Origin of the sequence: Streptomyces antnestii, from assembly GCF_004005495.1 — a bacterium.
GTDB lineage: Bacteria > Actinomycetota > Actinomycetes > Streptomycetales > Streptomycetaceae > Streptomyces > Streptomyces antnestii.
In genome coordinates this window covers 387,936-405,994 of the sequence record NZ_RZYA01000001.1, presented here as the reverse complement: position 1 = coordinate 405,994, position 18,059 = coordinate 387,936, and the positions used below count along the sequence as shown (strand labels likewise).

The 18,059-nt window shown below is 72.7% G+C and carries 13 protein-coding genes; 9 read left to right on the top strand and 4 right to left on the bottom strand.

The features are described from left to right. Positions 1–54: 54 nt before the first annotated feature. The gene (locus EOT10_RS01675) at positions 55–3,801 is read right to left on the bottom strand and encodes a S8 family peptidase (protein ID WP_127826200.1); all 3,747 of its coding nucleotides are present in this window, start codon (positions 3,799–3,801) and stop codon (positions 55–57) included. 198 nt (positions 3,802–3,999) lie between these two features. Between EOT10_RS01675 and EOT10_RS01670 the strand changes: the two genes are divergently transcribed. The 3 genes from EOT10_RS01670 (at position 4,000) to EOT10_RS01660 (ending at position 8,469) form a co-directional block, all read left to right on the top strand. Next, positions 4,000–5,004 (top strand): winged helix-turn-helix transcriptional regulator, encoded by a 1,005-nt coding sequence (locus EOT10_RS01670; protein ID WP_127826199.1) that lies wholly within the window; start codon positions 4,000–4,002, stop codon positions 5,002–5,004. Positions 5,005–5,444: 440 nt separating this feature from the next. Further along, positions 5,445–5,927 carry a DUF456 domain-containing protein gene (locus EOT10_RS01665; RefSeq protein WP_127826198.1) on the top strand — a complete coding sequence of 161 codons (483 nt, stop codon included), beginning with the start codon at positions 5,445–5,447 and terminating at the stop codon, positions 5,925–5,927. A gap of 205 nt (positions 5,928–6,132) precedes the next feature. Further along, positions 6,133–8,469 carry a glycosyl hydrolase family 95 catalytic domain-containing protein gene (locus EOT10_RS01660; RefSeq protein WP_127826197.1) on the top strand — a complete coding sequence of 779 codons (2,337 nt, stop codon included), beginning with the start codon at positions 6,133–6,135 and terminating at the stop codon, positions 8,467–8,469. Position 8,470: 1 nt separating this feature from the next. Here EOT10_RS01660 and EOT10_RS01655 read toward each other — a convergent pair whose 3' ends face one another. The 3 genes from EOT10_RS01655 to rsgA all read right to left on the bottom strand — a co-directional run bounded on the left by EOT10_RS01655 (position 8,471) and on the right by rsgA (position 11,744). After that, positions 8,471–8,959, bottom strand: coding sequence for a methylated-DNA--[protein]-cysteine S-methyltransferase (locus EOT10_RS01655; RefSeq protein WP_127826196.1), 489 nt, complete (start codon positions 8,957–8,959; stop codon positions 8,471–8,473). Further along, the gene (locus tag EOT10_RS01650; RefSeq protein WP_127826195.1) at positions 8,956–10,365 is read right to left on the bottom strand and encodes a DNA-3-methyladenine glycosylase 2 family protein; all 1,410 of its coding nucleotides are present in this window, start codon (positions 10,363–10,365) and stop codon (positions 8,956–8,958) included. The genes EOT10_RS01655 and EOT10_RS01650 overlap by 4 nt, the downstream gene beginning before the upstream one ends. A gap of 248 nt (positions 10,366–10,613) precedes the next feature. Continuing rightward, positions 10,614–11,744, bottom strand: coding sequence for a ribosome small subunit-dependent GTPase A (gene rsgA / locus EOT10_RS01645; RefSeq protein ID WP_127826194.1), 1,131 nt, complete (start codon positions 11,742–11,744; stop codon positions 10,614–10,616). A gap of 399 nt (positions 11,745–12,143) precedes the next feature. Here rsgA and EOT10_RS01640 point away from each other — a divergent pair, with 399 nt between their 5' ends. The 6 genes from EOT10_RS01640 (at position 12,144) to EOT10_RS01615 (ending at position 17,921) form a co-directional block, all read left to right on the top strand. Then, positions 12,144–12,770, top strand: coding sequence for a helix-turn-helix domain-containing protein (locus EOT10_RS01640; RefSeq protein ID WP_223280701.1), 627 nt, complete (start codon positions 12,144–12,146; stop codon positions 12,768–12,770). Between the two features lie 118 nt (positions 12,771–12,888). Then, a complete protein-coding gene (locus tag EOT10_RS01635; RefSeq protein ID WP_127826193.1) occupies positions 12,889–14,088 on the top strand; it encodes an NAD(P)/FAD-dependent oxidoreductase in 1,200 nt (399 codons plus the stop codon). Next, on the top strand, positions 14,085–14,417 hold the full coding sequence (locus EOT10_RS01630) for a (2Fe-2S)-binding protein (RefSeq protein ID WP_127826192.1): 333 nt from the start codon (positions 14,085–14,087) through the stop codon (positions 14,415–14,417). Before EOT10_RS01635 ends, EOT10_RS01630 begins: the two co-directional genes overlap by 4 nt. Continuing rightward, complete coding sequence (locus EOT10_RS01625; protein WP_127826191.1) at positions 14,414–15,895, top strand: FAD-dependent oxidoreductase; 1,482 nt, start codon at positions 14,414–14,416, stop codon at positions 15,893–15,895. Before EOT10_RS01630 ends, EOT10_RS01625 begins: the two co-directional genes overlap by 4 nt. A gap of 86 nt (positions 15,896–15,981) precedes the next feature. Then, complete coding sequence (locus EOT10_RS01620) at positions 15,982–16,923, top strand: dihydrodipicolinate synthase family protein (protein WP_127826190.1); 942 nt, start codon at positions 15,982–15,984, stop codon at positions 16,921–16,923. Then, positions 16,920–17,921 carry a proline racemase family protein gene (locus tag EOT10_RS01615; protein ID WP_127826189.1) on the top strand — a complete coding sequence of 334 codons (1,002 nt, stop codon included), beginning with the start codon at positions 16,920–16,922 and terminating at the stop codon, positions 17,919–17,921. Before EOT10_RS01620 ends, EOT10_RS01615 begins: the two co-directional genes overlap by 4 nt. Positions 17,922–18,059 lie beyond the last annotated feature (138 nt).

The window sequence follows — 18,059 nt, the reverse complement described above, 5'->3', positions numbered from 1 at the left end:
CCCCACCCCCCACGGGAAGGACACCCGGCGGACCGGTTCAGGTGACGTGTCGAACTAGCGCACGTCGTACGCGCGGCTCACGGTCTGGGTGACCGCGTTGCCCTTCGAGTCGGTCATGGCGACCCTGACCGTGACCTGCTTGCCGGTGGCGCCGGTGTGGTCCACGGTCGCGGTCCAGGCGCCGCCCTGCCGCGCCGTCTTCGCCTCGGTCCAGGTCTGGCCGCCGTCGTACGAGTACGACAGGGCGACCTTGGTGAGCTCGCCCGGCGTGTAGCCGGTGTGGCCGGTGACCGTCAGGCCGATCTCCTGGCCGCCCGCGGCCGGAAGCGTCTTCAGGCCGTCCTCCGGGAGCGTGAGGTGCGGGAAGAGGAGCGGGATGCCCTGCGAGTAGACGTTCTCGTCGAGGTGCGAACGGAAGGACCAGGTGGTCGTGGTCTGCGCGGAGCGCTTCCAGACCCCGCTGTTGTCCAGCTTCATGGTGTTCAGGGTCAGGTCGTACGCGGCGTCGCCGGACGGCACCTCGAAGACCCCGGACGGCCAGGAGCTGCTGCCGATGACCTTGCCGTCCGCCTTGAGCTGCATGCTGCCCAGGTCGCCGAACCCACCCTGGATGCCCAGGTGTTCGCCGTCGCCCCAGAATCCGGGCGCGACACCGATCAGGTCGCCCTGGCGCTCCGCCGCGAGCACCGGCTTGCCGTCGTCGCCGAGGGGCGTCGTCGGGGCGACCACCCCGCCGTACCACTCCTCGGTGCGCTGCTCGCCCTTCTTGTACGTGCGTGCCGGGTCGAGCATGAACTCGCCCCAGGGGAAGCTGCTGGACACCATGTGGCCGAACGCGGTCGTGCCGGCCGAGTACAGCTCGGTGCGGGTGAACGGAGCGGGGACGGTGGCGAACTCACCGAAGCCGGCGGACAGTCCGTTCGGGCGGGCCATCGAGGGCAGGTCGACGTAGTCGGCCTTCACGCCCATGCCGCGGAAGGTCGCCTTGTTCGTGGCGAGGTCCTGGTCGTCGACGCGGTAGGTGCGCTCGGAGCGGACCTGCCCGGTCTCGGGGAAGGCCAGGGTGTAGACGTACGGGCTCTTGGCCGTCGCCTTCCAGCGCAGGGTGGTCTCCCCGGCGGCGATGCGCGCGGCGAGGTCGGTGCCCTCGGCGGTCTCGACGGCGAGGACCGGCAGCGGTCCGCCGACGAAGCCGACGCTCGGGAACCAGCGGCCGGCGGCCTCGCGGTAGAGGACGAGACCCTTGACGCCCGCCTTGGCTGCGGTCCGCGCGAGGGTGCTCACCGAGCCGCCCTGGGGCAGCTTGACGAGGGCCAGCTTGTCCTTGGCGGCGGCCAGTTCGTCGGCCGTGCCCGACTTGCCGTCGACGATCCGGGCGGAGCCGGTGCCGTCGAGGTTGACGGAGCTGGTGGAGCCGGTCGTCGGGTGCAGCACGGGGCCGCCCTCGACGGCGAGCTCGGAGATCTGCGGCGCCGCGGCGCGCCAGAAGCTGTCGAACTCGAAGTCGCCGTCGCGGGCGGTGCCCCGGACGTCGGCGTAGTAGCCGTTGAGGCCGCGTCCGCCCTGCACGGTGGCCGCGTGCAGCCAGGTGTCGTCCCAGGTGCGGGCGAACCCGAGGGTGGCGCCGCGCACTTCGGTGGGCCGGTCGGTGCGGATGTCGAGCCGGTGCGCCTCGCGGGCGTCGAGGACGACGGTGGTGTCCTTGGCGATGTCCACCTGCGGGCGGCCCAGGAAGGTCGCCGAGTCGGCACCGCTGCCGTCGGCGGTGGGCGTCTCCACGAAGCCGGCGAGGAAGTAGGCGCCGGGCCTGATGTGGTACGTCTGCTCGGCGGCGCCGTCGTTGTAGCGGCGTTCGCCGGAGGCGTCGTCGGTGCCGATGACGTCGATCGAGCTGCTGCCGGCGGCGGGCTCGCCCTGCCGGTCGACGACCTTGACCTTCAGGGTGACGGTCTCGGGCTGCACGTACAGGGAGAACGGCGTGCTGATGTGCACGCCGCCCGGACCGGTGGCGAGGACGCGGCCGGTGACGTCGCCGTACTGGGCGGCCTTGAGCTGCGCGCTCGGGTCGAGGGCCAGCGGGACCTTGACGGTGGCGCCCGCCGGGACGGTGACGGTGCGCTCGCCGAGCTTGGCGACCGGGGTCGTCACCGTGGAACCGTCGTTGCCGGTGACGCGGTCGACGGCGAGCTTCAACTGCACCGGCTCACCAGTGGTGTTGGTGTAGGGCACGTCGACGGTGGTGCGGTCGGCGCCGCTCTGCGGCCAGTTGAAGCTGCCGCCCTGGACGGCGCTCGCGCCGAGCACGGTCTCGTCGATCGCGGCCTTCACGTCGAGCCGGCCGCCGCCGGTCTCGCGTACGTCTCCGGGGATGGCGGCGTCGGCGGAGGACACGAGGGCCGACTTGATCTGCTGCGCGTTCCAGTCGGGGTGGCGCTGCTTGACGATGGCGGCGGCGCCCGCGACGTGCGGGGTGGCCATCGACGTACCGCTCATGGACTGGTACGCGTAGACGCCGCGGCCGCCCGCGGCGGCGGCGGAGATGGCGACGCCGGGGGCGGCGATCTCCGGCTTGAGGGTGTGGGTGCGCTGGACGGGGCTGCGGCTGGAGAAGTACGCCGTGGAGTCGTCGCGGTCGACGGCGCCGACGGTGAGGACCTCAGGGACACAACCCGGCGCGGACACCGTGTTGTTGCTGGGGCCCGAGTTGCCCGCGGCGATGACGAAGAGGGTGTCCTTCGCGGACCGCGCGAGCTCCTGGGTGGCCTGCGACATGGGGTCGGAGCAGTCGAGCTCGGACGGGTTGCCGAGGCTCATGGAGACGACGTCGGCCTTCTGGTCGACGGCCCACTGCATGCCGGCGATGATCCACGAAGTGGCGCCGGAGCCCGAGTCGTTGAGGACCTTGCCGTTGAGGAGCGTGGTCCCGGGGGCGACGCCGCGCTTCTTGCCGCCGCTGGCCGCGCCGGTGCCGCCGACCGTGGACGTGGTGTGGGTGCCGTGGCCCTGGTGGTCGCCCGTGGTGTCGGAGTCGGTGAAGTTCTTCGACTCGGCGACGCGGCCCTTGAGGTCGGGGTGGTCGGTGTCGACGCCGGTGTCGAGGACGGCGACCTTGGTGCCCTTGCCGTCGTAGCCGGCGGCCCAGGCCTCGGGGGCGTGCACCTGCTTGGTCGACTTGTCGAGAAGTGCCTTGACCTTGGCGTCCAGCCACAGCTTCTTGAGGTCGCCTGCGGCGCGGGACTTCGGGTTCGTGAGGTCGGCCCAGAACTCGGCCGCCTTCTTCTTGTCGGCCTTCAGGGCGACGCCGTCGACGGGTTCGAGGGCCAGGCCCCGCTCGGCGCCGCGGGGTGCGGCGGGCGCGCTGCGGGCCACGTCCACGGACTTGTCGTAGGTGGCGATGAGCGGCAGCGACGTGCTGTGCGCGTCGTCGTAGCCCTGCCGGATCAGCCCGGTGACGTTGAAGAGCTCGTCGTCCACGCGGCCGTCGGCGATCGCCCGGACCGCGCCCGCCGGGTAGACGTACAGATCCTTGCCCGACGTCCTCGTCTGCACGAGCGGGGCGGTGCCGTCCTCGCCGGGGAGCACGGTCGCCGCGCTGTGGCCCGAGCCGTCCTTGGTCACCAGGACCCTGTCGCCGGTGACGAGCGTGACGACGGAGCCCGCGTCCTTCTTCGCTGCTGCCTCACTGCCGACCAGTGGCCTCCCGGTGTCCGTCCGTGTCCCCGCCACGGTCGGCACAGCCGCGGTGACGGCCAGGACGACGGCTGTCGCCGCCGCCGAGGCCGTACGCGATATCGCGCGCATCGCTCTCCCTCTCCCCAGGTGAAAGCGCAGGTGAATACGGCGCAAAGGACGTAAACCCGGCTGAAGTTGGTGCTGCGGTGGCGCCACATTGGCAGACACACGGGTCGTGCGGGGAAGATGGGACGCGGCGGGTTTGTGCCGTGGCCGTTTCCCGCCACGGCTGCGCCGGAACCGAAGCTCGGGGAGGGGCATCGCGGCATGCTGGGTGCGATAGGTCTGGACGAGGTGCACGAGAGCGCGTACCGCGCGCTCGTGTCACTGGGGGCGGCGGACGTGCCGGACCTCGCGGGGCGGCTGGCTCTCGCCGAGTACGAGACGGAGCACGCGCTGCGCCGGCTCGAACGGCACGGGCTCGCGGCGCAGTCCTCGGCGCGGCCGGGGCGCTGGGTGGCCGCGCCGCCGGGTGTCGCGCTCGGCGCCCTCCTGACGCAGCAGCGGCACGAGCTGGAGAAGGCGGAACTGGCGGCGGCGCTGCTGGCGGAGGAGTACCGGGCGCAGGCCGCGGAGCCGGCGGTGCACGATCTGGTCGAGGTGGTCACGGGCGCGGCGGCGGTCGCGCAGCGTTTCCTCCAGCTCCAGCTGGGTGCGGCGGACGAGGTGTGCGCGCTCGTGACGGACAACCCGATCGCCGTGTCGGGCATGGACAACGATGCGGAGGAGCAGGCCGCCGGCCGGGGTGTCGCGTACCGGGTCGTGGTGGAGCGCATGGTCCTTTCGATGCCTACGGGGATCACGCAGCTGTCGGCCGCGATCGGGCGGGACGAGCAGGTGCGGGTCGTGGACCGGGTGCCGACGAAGCTGGTGATCGCGGACGGGACGCTCGCGATGGTGCCGCTGACCTCGCGCAAGGCGGAGCCCGCGGCGCTCGTGGTGCACGCGAGCGGGCTTCTTGAGTCGCTGTCGGGCCTGTTCGAGGCGGTGTGGCGCGAGGCGCTGCCGCTGCGGCTCGGTGAGAGCGGCCATGACATCACGGCCGAGGAACCGGACGGCCCCGACGGCACGGACCTGGAGATCCTCTCCCTGCTCCTGGCCGGCCTCACGGACGCGAGCGTCGCCAAACAACTCGACCTGGGCCTGCGTACGGTCCAGCGCCGCGTGAAACGCCTGATGGAACTGGCAAGCGTGACGACCCGCCTCCAACTGGGCTGGCACGCGTACGAGCGGGGCTGGGTGTCGCGGGGGGCACCGGCGGCGGGGGAATGAGGGGTTGTTGCGGGTGCCGGGGGCGCCGCGCCGGGCGGGGACGGCGGCGCCTGACGGGCCGGGGGTGGGGGCTGAACTCCGCCCATCGAGCGGGCGGGGAATGTCGCTCGCCGCCCGGCGGGCCGGGGCGCTGCCGCCTGATAGGTCGGGAGCGCCCCGGGCTACCGCACGCCGAGCGGGCGGCGAACGTGCCTCGCCGCCTGGCGGGCGGAAGCGCTGGCGCCTGACGGGCCAAGGGGCAGGCCCGGGCCGCCCGTCGAGCGGCGGGGAACGTCCTCGCCGTCCGGCGGGCCCGGGACGGGGCCGCACAGGCCGGGGACGAGGCCCGGGAGCGGGTCCGCGCCGGGAGAGCGGCCGCGCGCGGCTGGAATGTGTCGGGCGTCGCGGAGCGTGAAGCTCTGCGATCTGCGGGTCCGGCCGTTGTCCTGCACTCTTGGCAGATGGGCGTGTGGGAACTCCTGGTGACAGGAGTGGTGATGCTGCTCGGCCTGTGCGGTGTGCTCGTGCCCGGCGTGCCCGGGTCGTGGCTCGTGTGGGCCGCGGTCCTCGTGTGGTCGCTCCAGGACCCGAACGGTCTGGCCTGGGGCGTCCTGGTCGGCGCCACGGCCGTCCTGCTCGCCTCCCAGGTGCTGCGCCTGCAGCTGCCGCCGCGCCGCCTGCGCGAGAGCGGCGCCACGCGCCGGACCGCGATATGGGCGGGCGCCGGAGCCCTCGTGGGGTTCTGCGTGATCCCGGTGATCGGATCGATCCCGGGGTTCGTCGTGGGGATCTACCTCTGCGAGCGGCTGCGCCTGGGCGGGCACGGCGACGCCGTGGCCTCCACGCGCACGGCCATGCGGGCCGGCGGCTCCAGCGTCCTCGCCGAACTCTTCGCCTGCCTGCTGATCTTCGGCGCCTGGCTGGGGGCCGTGATCTGGGGCTAGGCACCGCCGGCCGGGCACGACCGGCCAGGCACCGCCGGCCACCCGGTTCACATACACGTACGGCATCCACATAGCCCGCGCCACATCGGATCTCTCTCGCCATATTGACGCGCCCTCGTCTCATCTCTAGCTTTCCGCAGGGAATAGCTCCGATGAATCTGTTGAATCCGATGAATTGGTGAATCGCCGCCCTGGAGGCCGCGTCATGTCAGGACCGTCCAGAAGAACCCTGCTCGCCACGGGATCCGCGCTCGGCGGGACCGCACTCGTCGGCGGAATTCCGGCACAGGCCACCGCCGCCACCCCCGCCGCGGCGCCCACGCCCCCCGCAGCACCCCTGAGCACTCCCTCCGAGGACGCCTGGCGCACCGTCCTCGACGACGCCGACCTCGTCTGGCAGAAGATGCCGAAGACCTGGTACGAGGGCCCGTACCTGGGCAACGGCCTGCTCGGCTCCGGGATCTACCAGGAGCCCGGGAAGAACGCGATCCGCTTCAACGTCCAGCACTCCGAGGTCCAGGACCACCGCCCCGAGTTCGGCTCCCTGTTCGGTCTGGCGCGGCTGCCCATCGGCTACTTCACGCTCGAACCCGTCGGCACGATCACCGCCCTCGACTGGCGCCTGCGCCTGCGCGACGCGGAACTGACCGGCACCCTCACCACCGACCGGGGCACCCTGACGATCCGTGCGCAGGTCACCGACGCGCTCTCCGTCCTCGCCGTCGAGGTCACCCCGTCCGAGGGCGAGCGCGGCTTCGCCTGGGTCTTCCACCCCGCGAAGGCGATCAGCCCGCGCGCCGGGTTCCAGCCGATCCCGGCCGGTTACGAGGCCAACCCGCCCGCGCAACTCGCCGAGTACGACGGGATCCCGGCCGCCGTCCAGCCGCTCCTGTCCGGCGGCCAGCACGTCACCGCCTGGCAGGAACGCACACGCGGCGACCGGCGGACGCTCTACGTGAACGTGGCGCACTCCTTCCCGAAGTCCACCGCCCTCGACCGGGCGCTCGCGGCGGTGCGGGCCGCGGCCAGACTCCCGTACGACGCCCTGGCGGTCCCCCATCGCGCCTGGTGGCACGCGTACTACCGGAAGAGTTTCCTGTCCGTGCCCGACGCCCGTATCCAGCGGTTCTACTGGATCCAGCTCTACAAGACGGCGTCGGCGGCCCGCCGGGACGCGCCCGTGATGGCGACCAGCGGCCCCTGGCTGGAGCCGACGCCGTGGCCCGCGACCTGGTGGAACCTCAACGTGCAGCTGGAGTACTGGCTGATCCACGGCTCCAACCACCTCGAACTCGACGCCGTGACACGGGCGCTCGGCGAGTTCCGGGACAACCTCGGCGCCGAGATGGCCGCCCCCTACCGCGCCGACTCGCTCGGCATCCCGCGCACCACCGACATCCACCTCGTGAACGGCGGCGCGACGAGCAACGCGCAGGGCTACGGCGTCGGCATCCCCGGGCAGAGCACCCCGACCCCCGAGGTCGGCAACCTCACCTGGGCGCTGCACAACGTATGGCTGAGCTACCGCCACACCATGGACGAGAAGATCCTGCGCGACGTCCTGTACCCGCTGCTGCGCAAGGCGATCAACTACTACCTGCACTTCCTGGAGCCCGGCGCCGACGGCAAGCTGCACCTCCCGGCCACCTTCTCGCCCGAGTACGGCGGCAACACCCGCGACTGCAACTACGACCTGATGCTCCTGACCTGGGGCTGCCGGACCCTGCTCGAATCCTGCGAACTCCTCGGCATCGACGACGAGTTGGCGCCGCGCTGGCGTGAGGTCCTGGCCAGGCGTGTCGCGTACCCGACCAACGCCGACGGGTTCATGATCGGCGCGGACATCCCCTTCGCGAAGTCCCACCGCCACTACTCACACATGCTGGCCGTCTACCCCCTGTACGAGCTGACCGGCCGCACACCCGAGGAACTCGCCCTGATCGAGAAGTCGTTGGCGCACTGGGTCGGCTTCGAGGGCGCACTGCAGGGCTATACGTTCACGGGCGCGGCCTCGATGTCGGCGCTGCTCGGCAAGGGCGACGACGCGCTGAAGTACCTGGGCCAGCTGATGTCCCGTTTCATCCAGGCCAACACCATGTACAAGGAGTCGGGCCCGGTCATCGAGACACCCCTGTCGGCGGCGCAGTCGCTGCACGACATGGTGTGCCAGTCGTGGGGCGGCGTCATCCGCGTCTTCCCCGCGCTCCCGGCCGCCTGGGCGGATCTCTCCGTGCACGACTTCCGTACGCAGGGCGCGTTCCTGCTGAGCGCGGTGCGCGAGGGCGGTGTGACGCGGTGGGTGCGGCTCGTGAGCGAGGCGGGCGCGCCGTGCGTGGTGCGGCACGGCATCGCGGGCGCGGTCGACGTACGCGACGGACGCGGCAAGCCGCTCCCCTACGAGGACGCGGGCGACGGCGCGATCCGCATCACCCTGGGCGAGGGCGAGTCGGCGCTGGTCACGGCGCGCGGCGACCGGCCCGAGCTGACGATCGAACCGGTGAAGCCGAACGCGGCGGCGGCGAGGTGGGGGCTGCCGGCCTGAGTCATGACGCCCGGCCCGTCTCCAGGGCGAGGAGGTGCTGCTTGCGCTCCAGGCCGCCCGCGTAGCCGGTGAGGGAGCCGTCGGCCCCGATCACGCGGTGGCAGGGGCGGACGATGAGGAGCGGGTTGGCGCCGATCGCGCCGCCGATGGCACGGACGGCGGCGCGGGAGGCGCCGATGCTCGCGGCGACGGCCCCGTACGTGGTGGTCGCGCCGTACGGCACGGCGTCGAGTGCGGCCCACACCTTCTCGCGGAACTCGGTGCCCTCCGTGCTGAACTCCAGGTGGAACTCCTTGAGTTCACCCGCGAAGTAGGCGGCGAGCTGTTCCTCGGCGTCCGTGAACCGTTCGGGCGCGCGGCGCCACCCGGGCTGCACCGTGCGGCCGCCCTTCTGGCCGGGCACGGACAGGGAGGTGAGGGCGCCCGACTCGTCGCCGGTGAGCAGGAGTTCACCGACGGGGCTCTCGATGACGGTGTAGTACGTGGTCATGATGTCGTCTTCTCCAACTGTCGCTGTGTCCAGAGGTGTTGCTGTGCGTACGTGCGCCAGGGGCGCCAGGTGTCCGGCACCGGGTCCTGGTCCTGGTCCTCGCCGGGGAGGGCCACGTCCGGGTCGGCGAGGGACCGCATGCGGATGAGGGCGGCGGTGCGGGCGTCGACGCCGGGCAGGGCGCGCAGGGCGCTCTCGGCGTCGTCGCGGTCGGCGCCCGGGTCGAGGCGCAGGGCGCCGTCGGCGAGGGCGGTGGCGAGCGCGCCGAGGGGTCCCGGTTCGCCCGCGAGGTCGTCCGGCGCGGGAAAGACATGGGTGAGCGCGCCGCAGGGTGCGTCGAGGGCTTTCGCGTACCGCTCGACGAGCCGTGCCGCCGCCGCGGGTCCGACGAGGAGCCGTACGGCGAGTTCGTCGGGGTCGGCGGCGCCCGGCGAGCGCAGGCCGGGCCGGGCGGCGACGAGCGGGGCGAGCGCCGGGTCGGCGCCGAGGCGCTCGTCGATCGCGTACGGGTCGCTGTCCAGGTCGAAGAGGCGGCGCAGGCGCCCCACCGCCGTCGTGAGGTCGCGCAGGTCGGTGAGGTGGATGCGGGCGTCGAGCCAGCCGCCGTGGTGGGCGGCGCGGCTCGCGGGCGTGGCACGGGTCCGCTCGTCGACGGAGACGACGCCGGTGCCGTAGGGCAGGCGCAGGGTCCGGCGGTAGGTGCGGGTGCCCGGGGTGCCGGTCATCTCCTCGACGCCGTCCAGGGCCTCGCGGGCGAGCATGTCGAAGAGGGGGCGGGCCTGGTACGGGCCGCGGTGGGCGAGGCGCAGGGGGATCCCGGCCGCGGTGGCGGTGGCCCGGCTCGCGGGGGCCTCGCCGCGCAGCTCCGTGGGCGTACGGGCGTACACCGCGCGGATCGTGTCATTGAACTGCCGCACGCTCGCGAAGCCCGCGGCGAACGCGATCTCCGTGATCGGCAGGCCGGTCGTCTGGAGCAGGACGCGCGCGGTGTGGGCGCGCTGGGCGCGGGCCAGGGCGACGGGGCCGGCACCCAGCTCGGTGGTCAGCTGGCGCTGCACCTGGCGGGCGCTGTACCCGAGGCGCACGGCGAGCCCGGCGACGCCCTCGCGGTCGACGACTCCGTCGCCGATCATGCGCATGGCGCGCCCCACGACGTCGGCGCGCACGTTCCAGTCGGCCGAACCCGGCACGGCGTCGGGCCGGCAGCGGCGGCAGGCCCGGAACCCGGAGCCCTGCGCCGCCGCGGCGGTGGCGTAGTAGCGGACGTTCTTGCGTTTGGGCGTCACGGCGGGGCAGCTGGGGCGGCAGTAGATCCCGGTCGTCTCGACGGCGAAGAAGAACTCCCCGTCGAAGCGCGCGTCACGACTGCGGACGGCTTCATAGCGGGTGTCTTCTTCTGCGCTCATGTGTACCAGTGTGAACGCGTACGGGGGCGCTCGGCTGGCGGAAATCGGACAGGGCGTTGGGTGCGGCGTCGACTGCGGGTCGGTGGGGGCTGGTCGCGCCCCGCGGCGGAGCCGCTGATGGACACGGCCCCGCGCCCCTGAAATGCAGGCACTGCGTGCCGCATTTCCCCGATGAAGGCCGAGCGGCGAAGCCGCTCGCCTTCAGGGGCGCGGGGAACTGCGCGATCAGCCACGACGAAAGCCGCACCCTACAGAGGCCACCCGCCCCGCTTCGCCTCCATAGCGGCGCGTCCCTGCGCACCCCGCATCTTCCAAACCCGCCGCATCTCATCCCGCAGCCGCGCATCCGTGCGCGCGGCCAGCCGCCGATTCTCACGCAGAAGCTTCCGGTAACTGTCGAGTCGGCGTTGCGCAAGGGTCCCGTCCCCGAGCGCAGCGAGCACGGCGCAGCCCGGCTCGGCGTCGTGGGCGCAGTCATGGAACCTGCACCCCTCGGCCAGGGCCTCGATCTCGGCGAAGACCTGCCCGACCCCGGCCTCGGCGTCGTAGAGGCCGACGCCGCGCAGACCGGGGGTGTCGATCAGGACGCCGCCGGCGGGCAGGACCAGGAGGTTGCGGGTGGTCGTGGTGTGGCGGCCCTTGCCGTCGACGTCACGGACCGCGTGCACGTCCATGACGTCGGCGCCGGCCAGCGCGTTCGCGAGCGTCGACTTGCCCGCTCCGGACTGGCCGAGGAGTACGGACGTGCCGCCGCCGAGGAGCGCGGCGAGGACGTCCATGCCTTCGCCCCGCTCGGCGCTGACCGCGAGGACCTGGACGCCGGGCGCCGCCGCCTCCGCATCGGCCACGAGATACGCGGTGGTCACGGCGTCCGGGACGAGGTCGGCCTTGGTGAGGACGACGACGGGCTGGGCGCCGGACTCCCAGGCGAGGGCCAGGAACCGTTCGATGCGTCCGAGGTCGAGTGCCGCGGCGAGCGAGACGGCGATCACCGCGTGGTCGACGTTGGCCGCGAGGATCTGGCCCTCCGACCGCTTCGACGACGTGGACCGCACGAACGCCGTACGGCGCGGCAGGAGCGTCCGCACATAGCGCGGATCGGCGCCTTCGGGGTCGAGCGCGACCCAGTCGCCCGTGCACACGACCTTCATCGGGTCGCGGGGGACGACGAACTCTGTGTCGGCGCGGACGACGCCGTCGGCGGTGACGACGTCGCACTGCCCGCGGTCGACCCGGACGACACGTCCGGGCAGGAGGCCCTGCCCGGCGTACGGAACGAACTCCGACTCGCGTTCCGCGTCCCAGCCGTACGCGGCGAGCGGGTGCGGCGAAGCAGAAGAGAACGAAGCAGAAGAGAACGGAGAAGAAGAGGAATTCAAGGGGAACCCTTCACAGGGTGGCCCCGACCGGGTGCGCGTCGGCGCACACGAAAGAGAACGGATCAGCCGGAGACCACAGGGGTGGGATGGACGAACTTCTGGATCCGGGCAACGCCCAGCTCAACGACAGTCATCACGGTCCTCACCTCCTGTGTGTGCGAGCGGTCATGCTCACTCGACGGCGTGGCGACCATACGAGCCCGGCATGCCGCGACGCCAACCCTTTTTTTCTGCACGTCCGTGCTCACGTGCCCGAGCAGCCGTCCACCACCGCCTGCCCCACTCGGACGACGTCCTTGCGGACCTGTGAGGCAAGCCCGATGCTGATCTGCATAGCGAACGGCTACACGATGCGCCCGTACGTTATATCGAACGCAGACCGAAGAGAAGGGGAGAGACGTGAGCGACTCCGCGAAGTCGATCCGGGGCATGCTGGCCACCAATCTGAGACGGGCCAGGACCGAGCGGGGGCTGTCGATCTCCGAGCTGTCCCGGCGTTCGAAGATCGGCAAGGCGACGCTGTCGCAGCTGGAGTCCGGCACGGGGAACCCCACCATCGAGACGGTGTTCAGCCTGTCTCGCGTCCTGGAGGTGGCGGTCTCCGACCTCCTGGACGCCCGCCCTCCCGGCGACCTGACCGTGGTCCGCGCCGAGGAGGTGGAGGTGCTCAGCGGCGAGGGCGTCGATCTGCGTCCACTACGGCGGATCGAGACCGGAGACGCCGTCTTCGAGGTCTTCGACCAGCGGGTACGGGCGAAGTGCCGGCAGGAGTCGCTCGGCCATGTCGGGACCGAGCACACCATCGTGCAGACCGGCCGGCTCGGGGTGCAGGTCGAGGGGCACGAGGTGGAGCTGGGCCCGGGCGACTACGTCGGCTTCGACGCCGCGGCCCCGCACAGCTACACAGCGCTCGACGGCGACGTGCACTCGGTCCTCCTGCTGCAGTACCGGGCCGATCAGCGGCTCCACCTGTCGGATCCGACCCTGGACACCTCCGCACCCGTACCCGCTTCCGCGGCGGAGTGACCACACTTGACCACACGGTCGGGGCGGCCCGAGAAAATCGATCCGACGTGACCGTTGACACGTTCTGAACCCCCGCCGTACGTTCCAGGTGTTCGCTTTACCGAACACGGAGGGTTCGATGAACGGAACACGAGTGGCGGTGCTGGGTGCCGGGATCGTCGGTGCCGCCTGCGCTCGCGAGCTGGCTCTGGCCGGACTCGAGGTCACCGTCGTCGACCGCGGCGGCGCGGCGTCCGCGACCACCTCGCACGGCGAGGGCAACGTACTGGTCTCCGACAAGGGACCGGGGCCGGAGCTGGAACTGGCCCAGCTGTCAAGGACGTTGTGGCCGCAGGTGCTCGCCGGCGTCGCCGAACGCTCCGTGGCCGCGGCGCACGCCGTGGAGTGGGAGCCCAAGGGCGGCATCGTCGTCGCGACCACCGACGCCGGCGCCGACGGGCTGACCCGCTTCGCCGCCGACCAGCGTGCGGTGGGCGTACGCGCCGACGTCCTCGACGCCGAAGCGCTCGCCGAGGCCGAGCCGTACGCCACCCGCGAGCACACGGCGGCCCTGCACTACCCCGAGGACGCGCAGGTGCAGCCCGCCGGAGCAGCCGCCGCCCTGCTCGGCGACGCGCTGGCCGCGGGAGCCACGCTGCGCACGGGCTGCGAGGTGCTCGGCGCGGTCACCCGGAGCGGCCGGATCACCGGCGTCCGCACCTCGGCCGGTCCGCTGGAGGCCGACTGGTTCGTCAACGCCGCCGGCCCCTGGTCCGGCGAACTGTCGGCCCGACTCGGCGCACCGGTCGACGTGCGACCCCGCCGCGGCGACGTCCTCGTGACGGCCCCGCTGCCGCCGATGGTCTTCCACAAGGTCTACGACGCCGACTACGTGGGCGCGGTCGGCAGCAGCGCCGGGGATCTGCAGACCTCCGCGGTCGTGGAGTCCACGCGTGGCGGCAGCGTGCTCATCGGCTCGTCGCGCCGCCGGGTCGGCTTCGACGACCGGCTGCGCCCCGAGGTCCTCTCGGCCGTCGCCGCGAAGGCCCTGCGCCTGTTCCCGACGCTGGCCGGGGCTGCGGTGATGCGCGCCTACGGCGGCTTCCGACCGTACGTCCCCGACCATCTCCCCGTCATCGGCGCCGACCCGCGCCTCGACGGCCTGTGGCACGCGGGCGGTCACGAGGGCGCCGGGATCGGTCTGTCCGTGGGCACGGGGCGGCTGCTGCGGAATCTGATGCTGGGCGAGCCGACGGACCTGGACGCGAACCCGTTCCGCGTGGACCGCCCGGCCGTGCTGGGCACCACCGCACGTTCTGTGAGTGAGGAGTCGCCATGAGCCCCCGACGTGTCCGTGCCGGGTCCGACGCCGTCGGGCGGCAGGACCGGCCCCTGCGGATCACCGTCGACGGCGAGCCGGTCGACGGGATCGCGGGCCAGACCATCGCGGGCGTCCTGCTCGCCGACGACCGGCTCGCCTGGCGCCGGGGCCGATCCGGCGCGCCCCGGGGGGTGTTCTGCGGGATCGGCGTCTGCTTCGACTGTCTCGTGACGGTCGGCGAGGAGCGCGACGTACGTGCCTGCCGCCGCCGCGCCCTGGACGGCGACGTCGTGACGACCCAGAGCAGGCAGGACGCCGAGCCGGCCCCCGGAACGGAGGAGCGATGACGCACCGTCATGTCGTGGTCGTCGGCGCGGGCCCCGCGGGTCTCGCCGCCGCCGAGGCCGCTCTGAGCGCCGGTGCCCGGGTGACGCTGATCGACGCGTCGGACCGGCCCGGCGGCCAGTACCACCGGATGCTGCCCGAGGCGTACGACGCCGCCCGTCCGGAGGTGCTGCACCACGGATGGCGGGCCTTCGACCGGCGCCGCCGCCGGGTGCTCACCCGCCCCCGGTGCGCCTGGTGGTCCGACACCTCGGTGTGGGCGCTCGAACGCCCGGACCCCGAGCGGCCCGGCCCGCCGCGCGTCCACGTCCTGCACGGCCCCGTGGACGGCGGGGGCCGGCGCCGCCTGACCCTCGACCCCGACGCGCTGGTCCTCGCGGTCGGTGCCCACGACCGCGTACTGCCGTTCCCCGGCTGGGAGTTGCCCGGAGTCTTCACCGCCGGCGCCGCGCAGGCCCTCGCGAAGGGCGAGCGGGTCGTGGTCGGCGACCGTGTCGTCGTCGCGGGCACCGGGCCGTTCCTCCTGCCCGTGGCCGCCTCGCTCCTCGAAGCGGGCTCCCGGGTCCTGGAAGTCCTGGAGGCCAACACGCGGGGCACCGTCGCCCGCGGCTGGTCGCGGCGCCCCTGGCAGCTCGCCGCCCAGGCCGGCAAGAGCGGCGAACTCGCCGAGTACGCCGCCCTGTTGATCCGTCACCGGGTGCCCTGCCGCACCGGCCGCACCGTGATCGAGGCGCGCGGCGACGGCCGGGTCGAGGAGGTCGTGACCGCACGGCTGCGCGCGGACTGGTCGGCCGTACCGGGCAGCGAGCGCACGGTCGCGGTCGACGCGGTGTGCGTGACGCACGGCTTCAGCCCGCAACTGGAGCTGCCCGTGGCCGCCGGATGCGCGCTGCGCACCAGTCCCGGCGGCGAGTTCGTGGAGGTCGACGCCGACCAGGCCACGAGTGTCCCCGGCGTCTATTCGGCCGGTGAGATCACCGGCATCGCGGGCGCCCCGGCCGCGCGGGCCGAGGGCGCGCTCGCCGGGTGGCTCGCCGCCGGTGGCGACCCGCGGGCGTCCGCGCTGCGGCCGCTGCGACGCGGCCGGGACCAGGGCCGCGCGTTCGCCGCGCGTCTGGCCCGCGCACACCCGATCGGCGCGGCCTGGTCCGGCTGGCTGCGCCCCGAGACCGTCATCTGCCGCTGCGAGGAGGCCGATTACGCCTCCCTCTGCCGGGCCGCCACGCGCCCGGAGAGCGCCTCGGCGCGGGTCGCCAAGCTGGAGACCCGCGCCGGGCTCGGCCCCTGCCAGGCCCGGATCTGCGGCCCGACGGTCGCCGAGCTGAACACCCGGCTCTCCGGCGCGCCCGTGGAGCCGCCGGCCGAGGGACTGCCGGCGCCCGTACCGCACCGGCGTCCGATCGCCCAGCCCATCCGGCTCGGCGAACTGGCCGCACCTTCCGAACCGGCCGCCGACGGCTCGGCCCCTCGTCACCTCTGACCTTTAGATCTCTTCTGACCTTTCGATCTCTTCTGACCTTTCGATCTCTTCTGAACTGCCAATTCCCTGACTCAGGAGCAGAGTTCATGAGCGACAACAAGAACACGAAGCAGTCGCCGTCCCTCGGCGGCGTGGTCGTGGCCACCGCCCTCCCCTACTACGAGGACGCGTCCGCCCCGGCCGGCCTTGCCGTGGACTACGACAAGTACGCCGACCACTGCCGCTGGCTGGTGGAGAACGGCTGCCGCGGCGTCGGCCCGAACGGCTCGCTCGGCGAGTACTCCTCGCTGACCGACGACGAGCGCCGCAAGGTCGCGCAGACCGCGAAGGAAGCGGTCGGTGACTCGGGCGTCGTGGTCGTCGGCGTGCACGGCGTCGGCTCGCACCAGGCCAGGCACTGGACCGAGATCGCCGCCGAGGACGGCGCCGACGGGGTGCTGTGCCTGCCGCCGACCATGTACCGCGCCAACCGCGGCGAGGTCCTCGCCCACTTCGAGGCCGTGGCCTCCGTCGGCCTGCCGGTCATGGTCTACAACAACCCGATCGACACCAAGGTCGACCTGACCCCGGACCTGGTCGGCGAGATCGCGCAGATCGAGAACGTCGTCGCCGTCAAGGAGTTCTCCGGCGACGTCCGCCGCGTCCTGGAGATCAAGGAGCGGGCCCCCGGCCTGGAGATCATCAGCGGCGCCGACGACGTCGTCCTGGAGAGCCTGCTCATGGGCGCCACCGGCTGGTTCGCCGGCTTCCCGAACGTCTTCCCCGCCGAGTCGGCCCGCCTGTACGAACTGGCCACCGCCGGCAAGCTGGAGGAGGCCCGCGCCCTGTACGAGCCGCTGGTCGCCGCGTTCCGCTGGGACTCGCGCACCGAGTTCGTGCAGGCCATCAAGCTCGGCATGGAGCAGGTCGGCCGGTTCGGCGGCCCCTGCCGCCCGCCGCGCGGCCCGCTCACCGCGCGGATGCGCGAGCAGGTCGAGGCCGACATGGCCCGCGCCGTCTCCGCGCTCGAAGCGCAGTCCGCGCGATGAGGTCGGTCCGTACGATCAGTGCGGTCGACTCGCACACGGAGGGCATGCCCACCCGCGTCGTGACCGGCGGGGTGGGCCGCATCCCCGGCGACACGATGGCCGAGCGCCGCCGTCACGCCATGGAGCACCTGGACGGGCTGCGCCGGTTCCTGGTCGACGAGCCGCGCGGGCACTCGGCGATGAGCGGGGCGATCCTCCAGCCGCCCACCCGCCCGGACGCCGACTGGGGCGTGCTCTACATCGAGGTCAGCGGCTTCCTCCCGATGTGCGGCCACGGCACCATCGGCGTGGCCACGGTCCTCGTGGAGACGGGGATGGTCGAGGTCACCGAGCCGGAGACCGTGGTCCGTCTGGACACGCCCGCCGGGCTCGTCGAGGCACGGGTGACGGTCACCGACGGCCGCGCCGAGAAGGTCACCCTGCGCAACGTCGAGTCGTTCGCGCTCGAACTCGACGCGACGGTCAAGGTCCCCGGCCTCGGCGAGATCCGCTACGACATGGCGTACGGCGGGAACTTCTACGCCATCACCCAACTCGACCCGCTGGGGCTGCCGTTCGACCGGGCGCGCAAGGACGAGATCCTCGCCGCCGGCCTTTCGATCATGAAGACGATCAACGAGCAGAACCGTCCGGTGCACCCGGCCGACCCGCTCATCGGCGGCTGCAAGCACGTGCAGTTCATCGCCCCGGGGTCGGACGCGCGGCACTCCCGCAACGCGATGGCGATCCATCCCGGCTGGTTCGACCGTTCCCCGTGCGGCACCGGTACCTCCGCTCGCATGGCCCAGCTGCACGCGCGCGGCGAACTGCCGCTCGACACCGAGTTCGTCAACGAGTCGTTCATCGGCACGCGGTTCACCGGCCGGCTCCTGAAGACCGCCGAGGTCGGCGGACTCCCGGCCGTGGTCCCCGAGTTCTCCGGCCGGGCGTGGATCACCGCCACCGCGAACTATCTGCTCGACCCGAGCGACCCGTTCCCGCACGGTTTCGTGCTCTGAGAACTCCGTGTTCGTGCGCTGAGAACCCCGTAAAAGCGCCCCCACGGGCGTGCCCCGTCTCCAGGGGCGCGCCCGTCCGTCCCCGCGCCCGCTACGTATTCACGGAGGGACCCCCAATTGTCCCGCTCGACTCCAGTA